The organism is Streptomyces sp. NPDC001832 (assembly GCF_040297265.1).
GTDB lineage: Bacteria > Actinomycetota > Actinomycetes > Streptomycetales > Streptomycetaceae > Streptomyces.
Map to the genome: position 1 here is coordinate 112,253 of NZ_JBEOYU010000002.1, position 19,435 is coordinate 131,687.

Annotated in this window: 14 protein-coding genes; 8 read left to right on the forward strand and 6 right to left on the reverse strand. The window is 68.4% G+C overall.

Annotated elements, in window-relative coordinates; genetic code table 11:
• The first annotated feature begins 115 nt into the window (after positions 1–115).
• The 5 genes from ABT115_RS02775 to ABT115_RS02795 all read left to right on the forward strand — a co-directional run bounded on the left by ABT115_RS02775 (position 116) and on the right by ABT115_RS02795 (position 4,284).
• Positions 116–409 (forward strand): hypothetical protein, encoded by a 294-nt coding sequence (locus ABT115_RS02775; protein WP_351783629.1) that lies wholly within the window; start codon positions 116–118, stop codon positions 407–409.
• Between the two features lie 23 nt (positions 410–432).
• Positions 433–1,383, forward strand: coding sequence for a MerR family transcriptional regulator (locus ABT115_RS02780; RefSeq protein ID WP_351783303.1), 951 nt, complete (start codon positions 433–435; stop codon positions 1,381–1,383).
• Between the two features lie 166 nt (positions 1,384–1,549).
• Positions 1,550–2,092 (forward strand): RNA 2'-phosphotransferase, encoded by a 543-nt coding sequence (locus ABT115_RS02785; protein WP_351783305.1) that lies wholly within the window; start codon positions 1,550–1,552, stop codon positions 2,090–2,092.
• A 268-nt stretch (positions 2,093–2,360) separates the two neighbouring features.
• Entirely contained in the window at positions 2,361–3,269 is a 909-nt protein-coding gene (locus ABT115_RS02790; RefSeq protein ID WP_351783307.1) for an LLM class flavin-dependent oxidoreductase, read from the forward strand.
• A 148-nt stretch (positions 3,270–3,417) separates the two neighbouring features.
• Positions 3,418–4,284, forward strand: coding sequence for a Cof-type HAD-IIB family hydrolase (locus tag ABT115_RS02795; protein WP_351783309.1), 867 nt, complete (start codon positions 3,418–3,420; stop codon positions 4,282–4,284).
• A 39-nt stretch (positions 4,285–4,323) separates the two neighbouring features.
• Here the strand turns inward: ABT115_RS02795 and ABT115_RS02800 are convergent, their stop codons facing one another.
• The 5 genes from ABT115_RS02800 to hisC form a co-directional block, all read right to left on the reverse strand.
• Positions 4,324–6,030 (reverse strand): GAF domain-containing sensor histidine kinase, encoded by a 1,707-nt coding sequence (locus ABT115_RS02800; RefSeq protein ID WP_351783311.1) that lies wholly within the window; start codon positions 6,028–6,030, stop codon positions 4,324–4,326.
• A gap of 57 nt (positions 6,031–6,087) precedes the next feature.
• Positions 6,088–9,606 carry a thiol reductant ABC exporter subunit CydD gene (cydD, locus tag ABT115_RS02805; protein ID WP_351783313.1) on the reverse strand — a complete coding sequence of 1,173 codons (3,519 nt, stop codon included), beginning with the start codon at positions 9,604–9,606 and terminating at the stop codon, positions 6,088–6,090.
• Between the two features lie 83 nt (positions 9,607–9,689).
• The gene (gene cydB, locus ABT115_RS02810; RefSeq protein WP_351783315.1) at positions 9,690–10,691 is read right to left on the reverse strand and encodes a cytochrome d ubiquinol oxidase subunit II; all 1,002 of its coding nucleotides are present in this window, start codon (positions 10,689–10,691) and stop codon (positions 9,690–9,692) included.
• An 18-nt stretch (positions 10,692–10,709) separates the two neighbouring features.
• Complete coding sequence (locus ABT115_RS02815; RefSeq protein ID WP_351783317.1) at positions 10,710–12,218, reverse strand: cytochrome ubiquinol oxidase subunit I; 1,509 nt, start codon at positions 12,216–12,218, stop codon at positions 10,710–10,712.
• A 306-nt stretch (positions 12,219–12,524) separates the two neighbouring features.
• Positions 12,525–13,604 (reverse strand): histidinol-phosphate transaminase, encoded by a 1,080-nt coding sequence (gene hisC, locus ABT115_RS02820; RefSeq protein ID WP_351783319.1) that lies wholly within the window; start codon positions 13,602–13,604, stop codon positions 12,525–12,527.
• Positions 13,605–13,972: 368 nt separating this feature from the next.
• Between hisC and ABT115_RS02825 the strand changes: the two genes are divergently transcribed.
• The 3 genes from ABT115_RS02825 (at position 13,973) to ABT115_RS02835 (ending at position 17,321) form a co-directional block, all read left to right on the forward strand.
• Positions 13,973–15,085: a LacI family DNA-binding transcriptional regulator gene (locus tag ABT115_RS02825; RefSeq protein ID WP_351783603.1), complete on the forward strand. Its 1,113-nt coding sequence runs from the start codon at positions 13,973–13,975 to the stop codon at positions 15,083–15,085.
• Positions 15,086–15,258: 173 nt separating this feature from the next.
• A complete protein-coding gene (locus tag ABT115_RS02830; RefSeq protein ID WP_351783321.1) occupies positions 15,259–16,317 on the forward strand; it encodes a metallophosphoesterase in 1,059 nt (352 codons plus the stop codon).
• A gap of 182 nt (positions 16,318–16,499) precedes the next feature.
• Complete coding sequence (locus tag ABT115_RS02835) at positions 16,500–17,321, forward strand: hypothetical protein (protein ID WP_351783323.1); 822 nt, start codon at positions 16,500–16,502, stop codon at positions 17,319–17,321.
• A gap of 246 nt (positions 17,322–17,567) precedes the next feature.
• Here ABT115_RS02835 and thiC read toward each other — a convergent pair whose 3' ends face one another.
• Positions 17,568–19,382 (reverse strand): phosphomethylpyrimidine synthase ThiC, encoded by a 1,815-nt coding sequence (gene thiC / locus ABT115_RS02840; protein WP_351783325.1) that lies wholly within the window; start codon positions 19,380–19,382, stop codon positions 17,568–17,570.
• Positions 19,383–19,435: the final 53 nt, after the last annotated feature.

A 19,435-nucleotide genomic window follows, 5' to 3' on the forward strand; every position in this document is an offset into this window, starting at 1 on the left:
TCCGAGTTGTCCACAGGCCTCGGCTCACCTCTTGACGCAGTCGCCGCGCATTGTCACATTCATCAGTGTCACGTTTACGAGCGCTTACCGCACGCGGCAGGGAACGGACGGTGGCATGACCTCGGCAGTGAAGGACGAACAGGCCCCGGAGCTGCGGGGGTTCAGAGACGTACAACGCCTGGCCTCGTTCAGCTATGCGCATGTACCGGTCCAGCCGATCACGCCGACCGGCGACACCTTTCCGTCGGAGAAGCTGTACGCCCAACTGAGCCTATGGGCGACGCAGTTGGTACGCCGCTCCCTTCCGGGCAAGCACTGGGTACCGCACTGGATACCGCGCACCAGGCCGTACCACCGGTTCAGCCCCGGCGCGCTGCGCGGGATCGCCCGGCTGAAGCCGCCGCTGTGAGCGGCCCCGGGCAGCCGTCGGCGGTGGCCGGCCGATCCGCCGCCGAGTACCGGATCGAGGACCTGGCGCATGCGAGCGGTGCCACGGTCCGTACGATCCGCGCCTACCAGGACCGCGGTCTGCTGCCGACGCCGGAACGGCGCGGCCGGGCCAATGTGTACCAGGACACCCACCTCACCCGGCTCAGGCAGATCGCCGATCTGCTGGATCGCGGCTACACCCTGGCCAGCATCAAGGAACTCCTGGAGGCTTGGGACACGGGCCGCGGTCTGGGCGGGGTGCTCGGGTTCGTCGCCGAGGAGCACGGCCCCTGGACGGACGAGCGGGCCGACAGGATCACCCTGGCCGAGCTGAACACCAAGTTCGGCGGCAGCACGGACGACGAGGCGGTCGCCGAGGCGGTGGAGCTCGGCGTACTCGAACGCATCCCGGGCCGGCACGACGAGTTCCTGGTTCCGAGCCCTCAAGAACTTGCAGTGGCAGTTGCGTTGTGCGCAGCTGGTGTACCGCTCAGTGCAATCTCGGGACATCTGAGGGACCTTCGCGGCGAGGTCGAGCAGATCGCCGCGCGCTTTCTGAATTTCGCCACGGAGCACGTCTTCGCGGGCTGTTTCGGTCATCACCCGCCTACGGACTCGGACCCGGCGGAAACGGCCGCCATGGTGCGCAGGCTGCGTCCGCTCGCTCAGCAGACGATTGACGCCGAACTTGCCCGTGCCATAAGCGCGTTCGCCACCCGGCATCTGCAGCACCATCTTGGCGTTGACGCCCGGCTCACCTCGGACACTTCGATATCCGCGAAGCGTCAGGTGGATCTGCCGTCGGAAACAATCCGCGCCGTGCAACGGCTGGTTGGTCCGGAAAACGTGTCCGCGTTTGTCGCGGCGGCGGCAGAACGTGAGGTGCAATCAAGGACATTGAATGCGCTTACGCCATCTACCGGCGAACTACCCGACATTGACCAAACCGGGTGACTCCTCGGGGTCTTGTCCACAGAATCGCCAATTGACCTGTGGATAACCTGCGTTACCTGTGGATCAAACCTCTGAACGGAAAATTGCTACAGCGAATAAAATTGCGGCAGTGAATCGGGGTGAAATCAGGATGCGAGTGAGCAACCGCCGGGGCCACTCTGACGGGATGGACGACAGACGCACCGTCAAGGTGTCCAAGTACCTCTCCAAGCATCTCCGGCATCAGCCGGAGCGGATCGGAATCACGCTCGACGCAAACGGCTGGGTGACGATCGAAGAACTGTTGCGCGCCACGGCCCGCAACAACTTCCCCGTCACCCGGGCCGAACTCGACCACGTCGTCGCGGTCAACGACAAGCAGCGCTTCGCCGTCAAGGACGGCCGCATCCGTGCAAGCCAGGGCCACACCGTTCCGGTCGATCTCGCTCTCCCGCCGGCCGAGCCGCCCTCGTACCTGTACCACGGCACGGTGAGCCGCGCGCTGGACGCGATCCGCAGCGAGGGCCTGAGCCCTATGAACCGCACTCACGTCCACCTCTCGCCCGACCGCGAGACGGCGTCCCGGGTCGGCGCCCGGCGCGGCCGCCCCGTCATCCTGTCGGTAGACGCGGCCGCGATGCACCGCGCGGGCCACACGTTCTACGTCAGCGCCAACGGAGTCTGGCTCACCGCTGCCGTACCGCCCGTGTTCCTGCGTTTCCGCGACTGATCCCACGGCCGGTCCCGCCGGGGCCGGTGCTGCGCTCACCACGGTCTGGTCACACACCAGGAAGTAACGGTCATGACAGTCCGGAGGCGGCCGGCGCCAAACCCTGGCGACCTGCTCCGCCGGCTGGACAGAGGTCCTCATCAAGGACCATTCTCGGCGCCAGTGGTCACGGCAGAGCCACACGGGCGACCAGATGCGTCCGCACCGGTACGGCTGGCAAACCGAAACGAAGGTCCGACCGTTGATCCGACGGACGTAGGCTCAGGGCATGAGTCTGCGTCTGAGTACCGTGATCCTTCCCGTCGACCACTGGCACGAAAGCGGCCGCGGGAAGTGGCAGCGGGCCGAGGAACTGGGCTTCCACACCGCGTACACCTACGACCACCTCTCCTGGCGGAGCTTCCGCGACGGACCGTGGTTCGGGGCGGTGCCCACACTGACAGCGGCGGCGACAGTAACGCAGGGTATGCGCTTGGGCACCCTCGTCACCTCCCCCAACTTCCGGCACCCCGTCACGCTCGCCAAGGACCTCATCACGCTGGACGACGTCTCCGACGGACGCATCACCCTCGGCATCGGCGCCGGCGGCAACGGCTTCGATGCCACGACGCTGCGCCGGAGCGACGAGAGGGCGTGGACGCCGCGCGAGCGCGCCGACCACTTCGACGAGTTCGTACCGCTGCTCGACCAGCTGCTGCGGGAGCCCTCGGTGACGTACGAAGGCCGGTTCTACGCGGCGAACGAGGCCCGGAACATCCCCGGCTGCGTGCAGCAGCCGCGACTGCCGTTCGCAGTGGCCGCCACCGGGCCACGCGGAATGAGGCTCGCCGCGCGGTACGGCCAGGCCTGGGTCACCACGGGCGACCCGAAGCTGTACGAAGCGGGCACCCCGGAGCAGTCCGTCCAGGCCATCCGCGGGCAGCTCACCAAGCTGGGCACGGCCTGCGAGTCCGTCGGCCGGGATGTCGCCGAGCTGGACAAGATCCTTCTCACCGGTTTCACGCCGGACCGTCCGCTGGACTCCTTCGACGCCTTCGTGGATTTCGCGGGCACCCACTTCGCGCTGGGCTTCACGGAGATCGTCATTCACTGGCCGATCCCGGACTCCGACTTCGCGGCGGACGAGAAGGTATTCGAACGCGTAGCTACTGAGGGCCTGGCCCAGCTCGGCCGTTGACAAACCCGGCTCGGCCGCCGATCGGACCGGCACGACCGCTCGGGACCGCTGGCATGTACGCCAGGCGTGTTCCCCTGGTCAGGGGCTCACATCCTGATGCGTGCGCCCCTCTGCACGCCCGTGCGCCTTCGTACGCGAGAATGGGCGCGTGACCTCAGCTACCGACTCGCCTTCGCCTGCCGCTCCCCGGCTGATCGCCACCGACCTGGACGGCACTCTGCTGCGCGACGACAAGACCGTCTCGGACCGTACGATCGCCGCGCTCGCCGCAGCCGAGGAAGCCGGTATCGAGGTCTTCTTCGTCACCGGACGCCCGGCCCGCTGGATGGACGTCGTCAGCGACCATGTTCACGGCCACGGCCTGGCGATCTGCGCGAACGGCGCCGCGGTCGCGGATCTTCACGCGGACGGCAAGCTGGTCAAGGTCCTCCCGCTGGAGCGCGGCATCGCCCTCGACGTCGTGCACACACTGCGCGCCGCCGCCCCCGGCACCTCCTTCGCAGTCGAACTGACCACCGGCATCCACTACGAGCCGGCCTACCCGCCCTTGCACCTGGACCCGGGCGCCACCGTCGCCATCGCCGAGAAGCTGCTCCACGAGGAGACGCCAGGCATCGGCGCCCCCGTGCTGAAGCTCCTCGCCCACCACGCCGAACTGGCCCCGGACGACTTCCTCGCCCTGGCCCGTACGGCAGCAGGCGACCGGGCATCCTTCACCCGGTCCAGCCCAACGGCCCTGCTCGAAGTCAGTGGCCTCGGAGTCTCCAAGGCAAGCACCCTGGCGCTCTGCTGCGCCGAGCGCGGCATCTCACCCGCCGAGGTCGTCGCCTTCGGCGACATGCCGAACGACGTGGAGATGCTGCGGTGGGCGGGCACGTCGTACGCGATGGGCAACGCCCACCCGGCCGCGCTCGCCGCCGCCTCCGGCCGGACCGCCACCAACGGAGACGACGGCGTCGCGGTTGTCATCGAGCGGATCCTCGCCGAGCGCCGTGCGTCCGACGCGACACGCTGAGGTCCGCGCCCGGCAGCGCCCCTGAGAGCCCGACCGCTCTCAGATCGGCGCTTCCCACACCACCGTCGTGCCGCCCCCGTCCTCCCCGATGCCGGGCCCGAACCAGCTCGCACCGCCAAGGGATTCAGCCCGGCGCGCCAGATTCCGCAGCCCGCTGCGCCGGCCGCCCTCCGGGACGCCCACCCCGTCGTCGGCGACCGACAGCCGCACCGCGTCCCTCCCGTCGGGGAGCGTGGCGGTCGCATCGACGACCACGTCGATCAACGACGCCTCGGCATGCCGGAAGGCATTGGACAGCGCCTCCCGCAGCGCAGCGATCAGGTTCTTGCCGGTCAGCTCGCCGACCAGCGAGTCGACCGGGCCGATGAAGCGGTGCGAGGGCTTGAATCCCAGCGGGACCGCGGCCATGTTGATCTCGCGCAGCACACGGGTGCGCAGCCCGGACGGCGCCTCGGCCGGTTCCTGCTGCAATGCGAAGATCGCGGTACGGATCTCCTGGATGGTCACGTCCAGCTCGTCGACCGCCCGGCCGACACCCGTCTGCACCTCGGGCACGACCGACCGGCGCTGGGCGCTCTCCAGCATCATCCCGGTGGCGAACAGCCGCTGGATGACCAGGTCATGCAGATCGCGGGCGATCCGGTCACGGTCCTCATACACCGCGAGTCGCTCCCGGTCCCGCTGCGCCTCGGCCATCATCAGCGCAAGTGCGGCCTGCGAGGCAAACTGGGTGGCGAGGGTCCGTTCCGTCTCCGTGAACGGCCTCTCGCCCCGGGCGCGAGGGGTGGCGAGCGCGCCCAGCACCCGTCCACCGCTATGCAGGGGCAGCAGCATGCTGGGGCCGAACTGATGGGCCAGCGTGGAGATCATGCGGGAATCGGTGGCCGAGTCGTCCACGAAGACCGCCTCGCCGCCCAGGAGCTTCGCCGCCACCGGGCTCTCCGGCCCGATGATCACCCCCAAGTGGGCGGAGGGGTTGTCCGCAGAGACGGCGACCATCTCCAGGCCGCCCTCCTCGGTGGGCAGCAGCACGATCCCGGCGGCGGACGCGGCGAGATGGCGGGCCTGTTCGGCGACGACGGAGAGCGCGTCATCGGCGTCACCGCCGGACAGCAGGGCGGTCGTCACGGCCACCGAGCCGTCGATCCACCGCTCGCGCTGGCGTGCCGCCTCGTACAGCCGGGCGTTGCCTATGGCGATCCCGGCCTCGGTGGCGAGCACCCGCACCATGTGCAGGTCGTAGTCGTTGAACTCGCCTCCGTCGCCCTTCTCGGCCAGATAAAGATTTCCGAAGATCTCCCCCTGTACCCGGATCGGGACGCCGAGGAAGCTCCGCATCGGGGGATGGCCGGGCGGGAAGCCGGCGAATCTCGGATCAGCCGTCAGATCGGCCAGCTTCACCGGTACCGGGTCGTGGATCAGTGCGCCGAGCAGTCCCCGGTGCCCGTCGGGGCGGCGGCCGATCTCGTGCGCCACCGCGTCCGAAACTCCGTACGTGACGAAATCGGAGAGCCCCACACCCTTCTCGTCGACGACGCCGATGGCGGCGTAGCGGGAGTGGGCGAGTTCCGCCGCCGTCTCGCAGATCCGGTCGAGGGTGGAGTGCAGTTCGAGGCCCGTGCCGACAGAACGCATGGCTTCCAGCAGCTGCGGTACACGGGCCGTGAGTTCGGTGGACAGGCCCTGGAGGCTGCGGGTCGCCTGTGTCGCGGCTTCGAGTGAGTCCTTCGGGTCCTGCTCTGGCATACCCCGAGAGTAGTTAGTACCTATTGGGGAGGAAAGTCGGCTATCGTGCCGCCCGGCTCATGCCCGTACGCCAACGGCTTCTTCGAGCACCCGTACGGTCTCCTGCTCGCGCTCCAGCATCCGGCGCAACGTCCCCTCCTCAGCGGCGAGATCGGCGTACGGTCCCCGCTGCACTACCCGGCCGGCATCCAGCACCACCAGCTCGTCGACAGCTTCGAGCCCTTGGAGGCGGTGAGTGATCAGTACCGTCGTCCGCCCCTGGGTGGCGGCCAGCAGGTCTGCGGTCAGGGCGTCCGCGGTTTCCAGATCGAGATGTTCCGCGGGCTCGTCCAGAACGAGTACGGGAAAGTCGGCGAGGATCGCCCGGGCCAGGGCGAGGCGCTGGCGCTGGCCGCCGGAGAGGCGTGCGCCGTGTTCGCCGACGAGGGTGTCGAGCCCGTCGGGCAGCGCCTCGGCCCAGTCGAGCAACCGTGCCCGGTCGAGAGCGGCCCGCAGTTCTTCGTCCGTCGCATCAGTACTGGCCAGGCGGAGGTTCTCCCGGATGGAACTGTCGAAGATATGGGCGTCCTGGGCGCACAGCCCGACGAACTGCCGGACCGTCTCCCCCTCCAGTGCGGAGGCCTCGACACCGCCGATCCGGTACGTCCCCGCCCGTGCGTCCAGAAAGCGAAGCAGGACCTGCGCGAGGGTCGTCTTGCCCGAGCCGGAGGGCCCGACCACGGCTATGCGCCGGCCGGCCGTCAGCCTCAGGTCGACGGAGTCCAGGGCGTCCCGCTCCGCTCCCGCGTACCGGGCCGACAGCCCCTGTACCTCCAGCGGGAAGGGCGATTCGGGTGTCTCGGCCGGGCTGCCGGGTTCACGCACGGGCAGCGGGGCGTCCAGCACCTCGTACACCCGCTCCGCACTCCGCTTGACCCGCTGTCGGTGCTGCACGGCAAGCGGCAGACCGGTCACGGCCTCGAAGGCGGCCAGCGGCGTGAGTACCACCACCGCGAGCTCCACGCCCTCAAGCCGCCCGTCGTGCACGGCGGGGAGGGCGACGAGTGCGGTGGCGACGACGGTGAGACCGCCGATCAGAGTGGTGAGACCGCCACCGAGCGCGGTGGCCGCGGCCGCGCGGGCGGCGATGCGGGTCAGGACGCCGTCGGCCTCCCGGGTCCGCTCCGAGCGGGCCGGCAGGGCGCCCGCAACGGTCAGTTCCGCGGTCCCGCCGAGCAGGTCCGTGATCCGGGTGGCCAGATCGGCACGAGCGGGAGCGAGTTGGCGTTCCGCGTGGCGGGAGCAGGCGCCGCTGATCAACGGCACTCCCGCTCCGGCCAGCAGAAGCCCTGCGGCCAGCACTACGCCTGCCGCGGGCAGCAGCCAGCCGACGAATCCGGCGGTCGCCGCCCCCACGACCACGGCGGTCCCGGCAGGCAGAAGCCAGCGCAGCCAGTAGTCCTGCAAGGCGTCGACATCGGCGACGAGCCGGGAGAGCAGGTCCCCGCGACGGGTGCGGCGCAGACCGGCCGGCGCGATGCGCTCCAGCCCTTGGTAGACCGCGACGCGCAGCTCGGCGAGCATCTTGAGCACGGCGTCGTGCGACACCACGCGCTCGGCGTAGCGGAAGACGGCCCGGCCGATGCCGAAGGCACGGGTCGCGGTCACGGCGACCATCAGATAGAGCACCGGAGGTTGTTCAGAGGCTCGGGAGATCAGCCAGCCGGAGACGGCCATGAGCCCGACGGCCGAGCCCAGGGCGAGGCTTCCCAGCAGTAGCGCGAGTGCCATCTGTCCGCGCTGCGCCCCTGCGGCTTCCCTGACCCGGGACAGGACACGACCCGAGCGGGCGGCGGTTTCCCGCAGCGCCTCGGGCTCCGACACCGCGTCACTTTCGTCGGCGGGTGCGCTCGTCGGCCGTGGCACCGCGGCGGACGCCTCGGGCTTCTCCGGCCGGAGTGTCACGCCCGGTTCCAGTGTCACCACCCGGTCGGCCACTGAGAGCAGCGCCGGGCGGTGCACGACCAGCAGCACGGTCCGCCCCGCGGCCAGCCTCCGTACCGCCTCGACGATGCCCGCTTCCGTCTCGCCGTCCAGGCTCGCGGTCGGCTCGTCGAGCAGCAGCAGCGGCCGGTCGGCGAGGAAGGCCCGCGCGAGCGCGAGGCGCTGGCGCTGGCCGGCGGAGAGGCCCACACCATCCTCACCGAGGAGCATCTGCGCGCCGTCCGGCAGTTCCGCCACGAAGTCGTATGCCCCCGCGTCCCGCAGCGCCGCCATCACCGCGTCGTCGTCCGCGTCCGGCCGTGCCAGCCGTACGTTCTCCGCGATCGTTCCCGCGAAGAGATACGGGCGCTGCGGCACCCAGGCAATCCGTTCCCGCCAGCGCTCGGGTGCCAGCGTCGCCAGATCGACGCCGCCGATCCGTACGCGCCCCTCGTCGGGTGCCGTGAATCCCAGCACCACATCGAGCAGAGTGGACTTCCCGACACCGCTCGGGCCGACCAGGGCAACGGTCTCCCCCTCGTTCACCACCAACGAGGCTCTGTCCAGCGAAGGTTCGGTACGGCCCTCGTGCCGTACGGTCACCCCTTCCAGCTCCAGCCGCAGCGACTCCGGAATGTCCGCAGTGCCGCCCGGCCGGGGCTCGGTCTCCAGGACCGAGAAGATCTCCTCCGCGGCCGACAGCCCCTCGGCGGCCGCGTGGTATTGCGCGCCGACCTGGCGGATCGGCAGATATGCCTCGGGCGCCAGGACCAGCACCACCAGGCCGGTATAGAGGTCGAGTCCGCCGTTCACGAGCCTCATGCCGATGGTGACGGCGACAAGGGCCACCGACAGGGTCGCCAACAGCTCCAGAGCGAAGGACGACAAGAACGCGATCCGCAGCGTCCGCAGCGTGGCCCGCCGGTACTGCGAGGTGATGGTGCGGATGGCTTCGGCCTGCGCCTTGGCCCGGCCGAAGACCTTCAGCGTCGGCAGTCCGGCGACCACATCGAGGAAGTGCCCCGAGAGCCGGGACAACAGCCGCCACTGGCGGTCCATTCGCGACCGGGTGGCCCAGCCGATCAGGACCATGAAGAGCGGGATGAGGGGCAGCGTGACCACGATGATCACTGCCGAGACCCAGTCCTCGGTGACGATCCTGGCAAGGACCGCCACCGGCACGACCACCGCGAGCCCGAGCTGCGGAAGATAGCGCGCGAAGTAGTCGTCGAGCGCGTCGACACCGCGGGTGGCGAGCGCCACCAGGGAGCCGGTTCGCTGACCGTTCAGCCAGCCAGGACCGAGCGCCGCGGCCCGCTCCAGCAGCCGGCCGCGGAGTTCGGACTTGACCGCCGCGGCGGCCCGGTACGCGGCCTGTTCGGTCAGCCAGGAGACCAGAGCCCGGCCGAGCGCGACCGTCGCGAGCAGGATCAGTGGGGTCCGCAGCCCGGAGACGGTCAGTCCGTCCTCGAACCCGCCCACCACCACTTCGGCGATGAGCATGGCCTGGGCGATGACCAGCGCCGCCCCGACAGCTCCGAGTACCACCACGGCCGCCAGGAAGCGGCGGGTGGCGCGGGCGTAGCGGAGCAAGCGCGGGTCGATCGGTTTCACGTGAAACAGCCCCCAGTGAGCTCGGTCGGTGGACCAGGGCAGGGCCTGCCCGGAGGGTCAGGGCCGGACAGGCCCAGGTGCGCTCAGTGCGCTTCGGCGATGTGCTGCGTACCGATGCGCTTACGGAACACCCAGTACGTCCAGCCCTGGTAGAGCAGGACGAGGGGGGTCACGATCCCCGCGCACCAGGTCATAATCTTCAGCGTATAAGGGGTGGACGAGGCATTCGTGACCGTGAGGCTCCAGGCGTCGTTCAGCGAAGACGGCATGACGTTCGGGAAGAGCGCCAGGAAGAGCATCGCCACCGCGGCCGCGATGGTCACCCCGGAGAGCGCGAACGACCAGCCCTCGCGTCCTGCCGCGATGGCGCCGATCGCGCCGACCAACGCCATCGCGGCGATGATCATCGCCAGCAGGCTCCAGCCGTCACCGGTGTCGATCTGGGTCCAGATCAGGAAGCCGAGTGCGAGCACCGCGGTGACCGGCCCCAGCTTGAGCGCCAGCTTACGCGCCCGCTCCCGGATGTCCCCGACGGTCTTCAGCCCCGCGAACACAGCACCATGGAAGGTGAAGAGGGAGAGCGTGACCAGTCCGCCGAGGATGGCGTACGGGTTGAGCAGGTCCCAGAAGTTGCCCACGTACTCCATGTCGGCGTCGATCTTCACGCCGCGCACGATGTTCCCGAAGGCCACGCCCCAGAGCACTGCGGGGATGAGCGAGGTCCAGAAGATCGCGTGTTCCCAGTTGGTCTGCCACCGCTCCTCAGGTCGCTTCGCCCGGTACTCGAAGGCGACACCCCGCACGATCAAGCAGCCCAGGATGATCAGCAGCGGCAGGTAGAAGCCGGAGAACAGAGTGGCGTACCACTCCGGAAAGGCGGCGAAGGTCGCACCGCCCGCGGAGAGCAGCCACACCTCGTTGCCGTCCCAGACGGGCCCGATCGTGTTGATCAGAACCCGCCGCTCCTTGCGGTCTCGGGCCAGCAGCTTGGTGAGGACACCGATCCCGAAATCGAATCCCTCCAGGAAGAAGTAGCCGATCCAGAGGACGGCGATCAGTACGAACCAGACGTCGTGGAGTTCCATCTCTCAGCTCCTCTGCTCTCAGTAGGAGAAGGCCATCGGCCGGTCGGCGTCTTCGTGGTCGCCGCCGATCTTGCTGGGCGGGTTGAGATCGGACTCCGTGAGCTCCGGCGGTCCGGCCTTGATGTACTTCACGAGCAGCTTGACCTCGATCACCGCGAGCGTGGCGTAGAGCAGGGTGAAGAAGATCAACGAGGTGATCACCTCGCCCTGCGAGACGCCGGGGGAGACCGCGTCGCGGGTCTGGAACACTCCGTAGACGGCCCAGGGCTGGCGGCCCATCTCGGTGAAGATCCAGCCCCAGGAGTTGGCGATCAGCGGGAAGAGCAGCGTCCAGAGCGCGAGGATCCAATAGCACTTGGTGAGCTTCGGACTGAGGGCCTTCTTCCTGAAGAGGACCAGATGGGGCACTTCGTCCTCACCGGTCCGCATCGCCTGCGGCAGCAGGAACTTCCGCCTCGTCAGCCACAGTCCGAGGAGGCCGAGGGCGAAGGACGCCATCCCGAAGCCGATCATCCAGCGGAAGCTCCAGAAGGCGACCGCGATGTTGGGCCGGTAGTCGCCGGGGCCGTACTTCTCCTGCGCGGCCTCGTTGAGGTCGTTGATGCCGGGGACGTACGAGTCGAAGTCGCCGTCCGCAAGGAAGGACAGCACCCCGGGTATGGAGACCTCCACGGTGTTGTGGCCCTCGGACACATCACCGACCGCGAAGAGCGAGAAGGGAGCCCCATCCTCCCCCTCCCAGAGCGCCTCGGCGGAGGCCATCTTCATCGGCTGCTGCTTGAACATGACCTTGGCAAGCGTGTCACCGCTGACGGCGGTGAGCAGACCGGCGATCGCCACGGTGACCAGTCCGAGCCGCAGCGAGGTCCGCATCACCGGAATGTGCTTCTTGCGCGCCAGGTGGAAAGCGGCGATGCCGACCATGAAAGCGCCTCCGACCAGGAAGGCGGCGGTGATGGTGTGGAAGAACTGAGCGACCGCGGTGTTCTGGGTGAGGACCTGCCAGAAGTCGGTGAGCTCGGCACGGCCGCGCTCCTCGTTGATCTCGTAGCCGACCGGGTGCTGCATCCAGGAGTTGGCCGCCAGGATGAAGTACGCGGACAGGAGGGTCCCGATGGAGACCATCCATATACAGGCGAGATGGATCTTCTTCGGCAGCTTGTCCCAGCCGAAGATCCACAACCCGATGAAGGTGGACTCGAAGAAGAAGGCGATCAGTGCTTCGAAGGCGAGCGGGGCACCGAAGATGTCACCGACGAACCGCGAGTAGTCGGACCAGTTCATACCGAACTGGAACTCCTGGACGATGCCGGTGACGACACCCATGGCGATGTTGATCAGGAAGAGCTTGCCCCAGAACTTCGTCGCTCTGAGGTACTTCTCGTTGTTGGTGCGCACCCAGGCGGTCTGCAGGCCGGCGGTGAGCGCGGCAAGAGAGATCGTCAGTGGGACGAACAGGAAGTGGTAGACGGTGGTGATACCGAACTGCCATCGCGCCAGGGTCTCCGGCGCCAGAGCTAGCTCCACGTCGTCTTCTCCTTACGTCGCCGTAGCCACAGCGGCAGTTTGCCCTTTAAATCCGACTGATGACGGGAGGAAACAGGATGTGATTGTGAACGAGTTCACATTCACAAGCAATTATGACGCACAGACTTTCGGGACGTTCGGGCGGGGTACCCCTCTTGGGATGTTCCGATCAATCCCCCCGAAACAGACAACCAGGAGCGCTGCGTTCCAGACGTTTCTCAGACCTCCAACGCAAGGGCCCCGCACCTCGGCGAACGAGGTACGGGGCCCTTGGCCTTCTGATGTGCGCAGGCGGCCTGCGCCGCTCTACAGCTCCTTGCGGTACGACTCCGCCACCTTCAGGAACAGGTCGTTCGCCTCGTCCTCCCCGATCGAGACCCGCACACCCTCGCCCGCGAATGGCCTGATCACCACGCCGGCCCGCTCGCACACCGCGGCGAAGTCGGCGGTACGGTCCCCGAGCCGCAGCCAGACGAAATTCGCCTGGGACTCCGGCACGGTCCACCCCTGGTCCGCCAGGGTCCGCTGCACCCGGTCGCGCTCGCACACCAAGGAGCCGACCCGCCCCAGGAGCTCGTCCTCGGCGCGCAGCGAAGCCACCGCCGCGTCCTGCGCGAGCTGGCTGACCCCGAAGGGCACCGCCGTCTTGCGCAGCGCGGCCGCCACCGGCTCGTGGGCCACGGCGAAACCGACCCGCAGACCGGCCAGGCCATACGCCTTGGAGAAAGTCCGCAGCACCGCCACATTGGGCCGGTCCCGGTAGATCTCGATACCGTCCGGCACCTCGATGTCGCGTATGAACTCCCTGTACGCCTCGTCGAGCACCACCAGGACATCGCGCGGCACCCGGTCCAGGAACCGCTCCAGCTCGGCCCGGCGCACCACGGTGCCGGTCGGGTTGTTCGGGTTGCAGACGAAGATCATCCGGGTGCGGTCCGTGATCGCGTCCGCCATCGCGTCGAGGTCGTGCACCTCATCGTCGGTCAGCGGAACCTTCACCGAGGTCGCACCACTGACCTGCGTGATGATCGGGTAAGCCTCGAAGGAGCGCCAGGCATAGATGACCTCGTCGCCCGGGCCCGAGGTGGCCTGGAGCAGTTGCTGCGCCACACCGACCGAGCCGGTTCCGGTGGCGAGGTGCGAGACGGGCACACCGAATCGGTCGGCCAGCTCGTTCATCAGACCGGTGCAGGCCATGTCCGGGTAGCGGTTGAAGTTCGCAGCCGCGGCCAGGGCGGACTCCATCACCCCGGGCAACGGCGGATACGGGTTCTCGTTGGAGGACAGCTTGAACGCAACCGGTCCGCCGGCGGCAGCCGGCCTGCCCGGTACGTAGGCGGGAACGCCGTCCAGCTCGGCGCGCAGCTTGGGGCTCGTCTCGCTCACCGCAGGTCCTCCTCGACCGTCTGTACACATCAATACTGCTCACCTTATGAGGATTGGGCGCTGCTGCGAATGGCCACAGCGTCCACTCCTCCGGTGCTACCGGGAATGGGGGGCGCTTCCCTCCCTGACGTGCGCCGGTGGCCCACTCCGTGGCGCGCGTCCCTCGAAGAGGTGAGATGAGGCCTCTTCGAAACATCGGTCATTTACTAGGCCCATCAATTTCGATGCATGACACACTATGGCAAACCCCTCCAACACCCTTGGTTTGCCAGGCATTTGACACTTACTGATCATGCAGAAACGTGCCTGTCAACGAGCGAATATGCGACCAGGTCAACCTCCCGTCCGAGCCCTACTATCGGCTCGCCATGACAGCAGCAGGGAAGCACCAGGTGAGCCGGACGGAGACACCCCGGCGCGGCGGCCGGCAAGGACGAGCAGGAATCCGGGATGTGGCCGCCGCAGCCGGGGTCTCCATCACGACCGTCTCCGACGCGCTCAACGGCAAGGGCAGGCTCCCGGACGCCACCCGCCGACATGTCCGCGAGGTCGCAGAGCGCCTGGGCTACCGCCCATCCGCCGCGGCCCGAACCCTCCGTACCGGCAAGTCCGGCCTCATCGGCCTGACCGTGACGACCTACGGGGACGAACCTTTCACCTTCACCGAATTCGCCTACTTCGCCGAGATGGCCAGAGCGGCCACATCCGCCGCGCTCGCCCGCGGCTACGCCCTCGTCATCCTGCCCGCCACCTCACGCCACGACGTCTGGTCGAACGTCGCGCTCGACGGCACCGTCGTGATCGACCCCTCCGACCAGGACCCGGTCGTCACGGAGCTCGTACGCCAGGGACTGCCCGTCGTCTCGGACGGACGGCCGGCCGGCACCCTCCCGGTCACCGCCTGGGTCGACAACGACCACCGGGCCGCCGTGCTCGACCTCCTCGACCATCTCGCCGCCGCCGGGGCCCGCCGCATCGGCCTGCTCACCGGCACCACCACCGACACGTACACCCGCCTCTCCACCACCGCGTACCTTCATTGGTGCGAGCGCGTGGGCCAGGACCCGGTGTACGAGTCCTACCCCGCCCACGACCCGTGCGCGGGCGCGGTCGCCGCCGACCGGCTGCTCGCCCGCCCGGACCGGCCCGACGCCGTCTACGGGCTCTTCGACCCCAACGGCACCGATCTGCTGGCGGCCGCCCGCCGGTACGGTCTGCGCGTCCCCGAGGACCTTCTGCTGGTCTGCTGCAGCGAGTCCACCGTGTACGCGACGACCGAGCCCCCCATCACCACGCTCTCGCTCAAGCCGCGCAGAATCGGCACGGCGGTCGTCCAGCTCCTGATCGACGCCATCGAAGGCGAGGATCACGACGGACCAGTGGAGCAGGTCATACCGACAGAGCTCATCATCCGGACATCCTCGCAACGTCGTCCGCCCCGCACCACGGTCAGCGCACCGCGCTCCCCCGCCGGGGATTGATCAGGTCAATTCGGACCAAACGGTCGGTGAACCCGATGTGCGCCCGGATTCACCACCCCTGGTGCGTCACACAGCACGATCCGCATTCCTATGATGGGCGCACGACACCGCGGACCGCCCCGACCAGCAGGGCCCGTCAGGTGTACGGCGGCGCGACGGTGGTGGAGGGGTCGATGACACAGGGGGCCGGTCAGGAACCCGTGGTGCGGACTGCGACGTTGCGTGACTTCCGCGTACCGCCCTATGCGCAGACCCCGGTACCGCCTTCACCGCCACACCCGGGTAATGCCGTTCCGGGAGACGAGCTGCCGGAGGGGTACACACCCACCGAGCGCGACCTTCCCGTGATCAATCGCGGTGACACCGTCCAGGTGCGGGCCGTCCCCGACCCGCGGCCCACCCCGGACCCGGGACTCGGACCGCTGTACGTCGTCGGCGATGTCCACGGCTATCTGGATGAACTCCACGCCGCGCTCGCCGAACAGGGCCTCATCGACGCCGAGGGCAACTGGTCCGCGGGCAATACCCGGCTCTGGTTCCTCGGTGACTTCACCGACCGGGGCCCCGACGGCATCGGCGTCATCGACCTCGTCATGCGCCTCTCCGCCGAGGCCGCGGCCGCCGGCGGCTACTGCAAGGCCCTTATGGGCAATCACGAACTGCTGCTCATCGGCGCCAAGCGGTTCGGGGACACCCCGGTGAACTCCGGCGCGGGCACCGCCACCTTCCAGGCCGCGTGGCTGCTCAACGGCGGCCAGAAGAACGACATGGAGCGTCTTCAGGACGTCCACCTCCAGTGGATGTCCCGGCTCGACGCGATCGTCGAGGAGGACGGGCATCTGCTGATGCACTCCGACACGACGGCGTACCTCGACTACGGCGCCACCATCGAGGACGTCAACGACACCGTGCACGCCATTCTCACTCGTAACGACGCCGATGAGTGCTGGGACCTCTTCCGGAAGCTCACCAAGCGGTTCGCCTTCCGCGACGAGGCGGGGCCACAGGCCGTCCGGGAGCTGATGTCGGCCTACGGGGGGCAGCGCATCGTCCATGGTCACAGCCCCATTCCGTACCTTCTCGGCGAGGTCGGCTCGGAGGACGGCGAGGACGGCTCCGGCCCCGTGGTCGAAGGCCCGCACGTGTACGCGGACGGGCTGGCCATCGCCATGGACGGCGGAGTGACCATGGCCGGAAAGCTACTGGTCGCCCAACTGCCCCTGCATGACTGACGTTCTTCTGGGAAGACGCATCCACGACCTGACCACGCCGACCGCTGGGCCTATTTCCGGAAACCCCCTGTCACCCCGTGCCGTGAGCGCTCTACCATCGGCGTATCAGTAGCAGGCTCTCCTCCGTTTCCGCCCAACTGCCCGGCCCAAGCGGGTACTCAGGCCCTACGGAGCATCGGGGGATGCACATGAAAAGCGCTCCGCACCTGCTGGCCGAGGACCGCCCCGAGTACGAGCGGATCCTCGACGACGCACTGCGTCACGCCCACGAACGACCGGATCTGGCCGCGGTCGGCGAGCGGCTCAACGCCGTGCAGCTGCGCACCATGGCGCTGGACGCCACGGCGCTGATCACCGAGACGGCAGCCACCGAGTACGACCACTATGTGAAGGCCCGCGAGGAGCTGCGCGGGCCGGCCGAAGGGGCGGACCATGAGTCGGGCCCGGGGTCCGGGGGCAGTCCGAACCAGTCGGGCGCAGGCATAGGAGCCGTCGTCACGGTCCTGGCGCCCGTGCTGGCCGGGACGGCCGCGTTCATATTCCTGTTGTCCGGCTATCTGCTGAGGCTGCTCAGTCCGCCACCGTCCTTCGCCGCCACGATGGTCGCCGCAGGCTGGTTCTTCGCAGCGGTCATGGCCGCCGCCATCCTGGCCGCGGCCGTCGGACTGCTCATCACCGCGCTGCGCAACGGGTCGACGTCGCAGCCCGCCGAGGATTCCGACAACGAGCTGCCGGAGGATGTGGCGCGCGCCAGAGAGGCATGGCGCCACGCACTGCTGGAGCGCGGCATCCTGCCGTTCCTGCGGGACGCGCTCGCCGACCCCGACGCCGGCCCCGCGTCGCGCACACCGCATCGTTCGGCGAACCGCATCCCGAAGATCGGCTACAGCCGGCCGGACTTCTCCAGCCCGGACGACGGCCCGGCAGCGGGCCCCCGCCCGACATTCACCAGCCCGGACTTCACCAGCCCCGACTTCGGCGGCCCCGAGCACGAACCGGACTGACCGGGTCCGGCCTCCCCCAAGGACGCCGGTACGGCCCTTCGTCAACCACGGCCCACATGCCGGAACCAGCGTGGGTCAGGAGTCCCAGACCTTCGGGCGCGCCAATGCCCTGGTTTTCTTACAGGCATCCCTTTTATGGCCTCGGCGCTGACCGTTCGGATCCCCTTGTGCACTCACAGAGAGCAGCCGATGAGTGGCGAAGGTATGCGGCAAACCTCCGCCACTCATCCACGCCGTCGGACGGGCTCAGTCCGCGATCGGCAGATAGACCCGGTTGCCGCCCGCCGCAAACTCCTTTGACTTCTCCGTCATGCCCGCGTCGATCTCTGCCTGGGAACCGCCGTGTTCACGACGGATGTCCTGGGAGATCTTCATCGAACAGAACTTCGGGCCGCACATCGAACAGAAGTGCGCCGTCTTCGCCGGCTCGGCCGGCAGCGTCTCATCGTGGAACTCCCGTGCCGTGACCGGGTCGAGAGCCAGATTGAACTGGTCCTCCCAGCGGAATTCGAAACGGGCGTCGGAAAGCGCGTCGTCCCAGTTCTGCGCCCCCGGGTGCCCCTTGGCGAGGTCCGCCGCATGGGCCGCGATTTTGTACGTGATGACGCCGGTCTTCACATCGTCCCGGTTGGGCAGACCGAGGTGCTCCTTGGGCGTGACGTAGCAGAGCATCGCCGTGCCCCACCAGGCGATCATCGCTGCACCGATGCCCGAGGTGATGTGGTCGTACGCCGGGGCGACATCGGTGGTCAGCGGGCCGAGCGTGTAGAAGGGCGCCTCCTCGCAGATCTCCTGCTGGAGGTCGATGTTCTCCTTGATCTTGTGCATCGGGACATGGCCCGGGCCCTCGATCATGGTCTGGACGCCGAACCGCTTGGCGATCGTGTTCAGTTCACCGAGCGTGCGCAATTCAGCGAACTGGGCCTCGTCGTTGGCGTCGGCGATCGAGCCGGGGCGCAGCCCGTCGCCCAGCGAGTACGTCACGTCGTACGCGGCGAGGATCTCGCAGAGCTCCTCGAAGTGCTCGTACAGGAACGACTCCTTGTGGTGCGCGAGGCACCACGCCGCCATGATCGAGCCGCCGCGGGAGACGATGCCGGTCTTGCGGCTGGCGGTCAGCGGGACATACGGCAGGCGCACGCCGGCGTGGACCGTCATGTAGTCGACGCCCTGCTCGGCCTGCTCGATGACGGTGTCCTTGTAGATCTCCCAAGTCAGCTCCTCGGCCCGGCCGTCGACCTTTTCGAGGGCCTGGTAGAGGGGAACGGTGCCGATCGGCACGGGGGAGTTGCGCAGAACCCACTCACGGGTGGTGTGGATGTTGCGGCCGGTGGAAAGGTCCATGACGGTGTCGGCGCCCCAGCGCGTCGCCCATGTCATCTTCTCCACCTCCTCCTCGATGGAGGACGTCACCGCGGAGTTGCCGATGTTGGCATTGACCTTCACCAGGAACCGCTTGCCGATGATCATCGGTTCGATCTCGGGGTGGTTGACGTTGGCCGGCAGCACGGCCCGGCCCGCGGCGATCTCCTCGCGCACCACCTCGGGTTCGACGTTCTCCCGGATCGCCACGTACTCCATCTCCGGGGTGATCTCACCCCGGCGTGCGTACGCAAGCTGGGTCACCGGCTGCCCGTCCCGGCTGCGACGGGGCAGGCGCGGGCGGCCGGGGAAGACCGCGTCGAGGTTGCGCAGCCCTTCCCCAAGCGCTCGGCTTCGCTCGAGCAGGGGAGACCCCATTCGCGGCGAGGTGTGCTTGAGCCCGTCGTCCTCGGGGCGGACGGGGCGGCCCGGGTACTCCTCGGTGTCGCCGCGCGCGCTGATCCAGTTCGCCCGCAGCGGTACGAGCCCACGACGGACATCGGTCTCGGTGGTGGGATCGGTGTACGGCCCCGACGTGTCGTACAGCGTCACGTCCTTGCCGTTGGTGAGGTGCACCTGACGGACTGGTACCCGGATGTCCGGGCGTGAGCCCTGGACGTATCCCTTGTGCCAGCCGATGGACTTCCCGGCCTCGTCGCGCTGGCTCGAGGCAGGCGTGCGTGCGTCCGATGTGGTCATGAGACCTACTCCCTACGCCGGCATTACCCGGTAACAGGTTCGGCGGTCGGCGC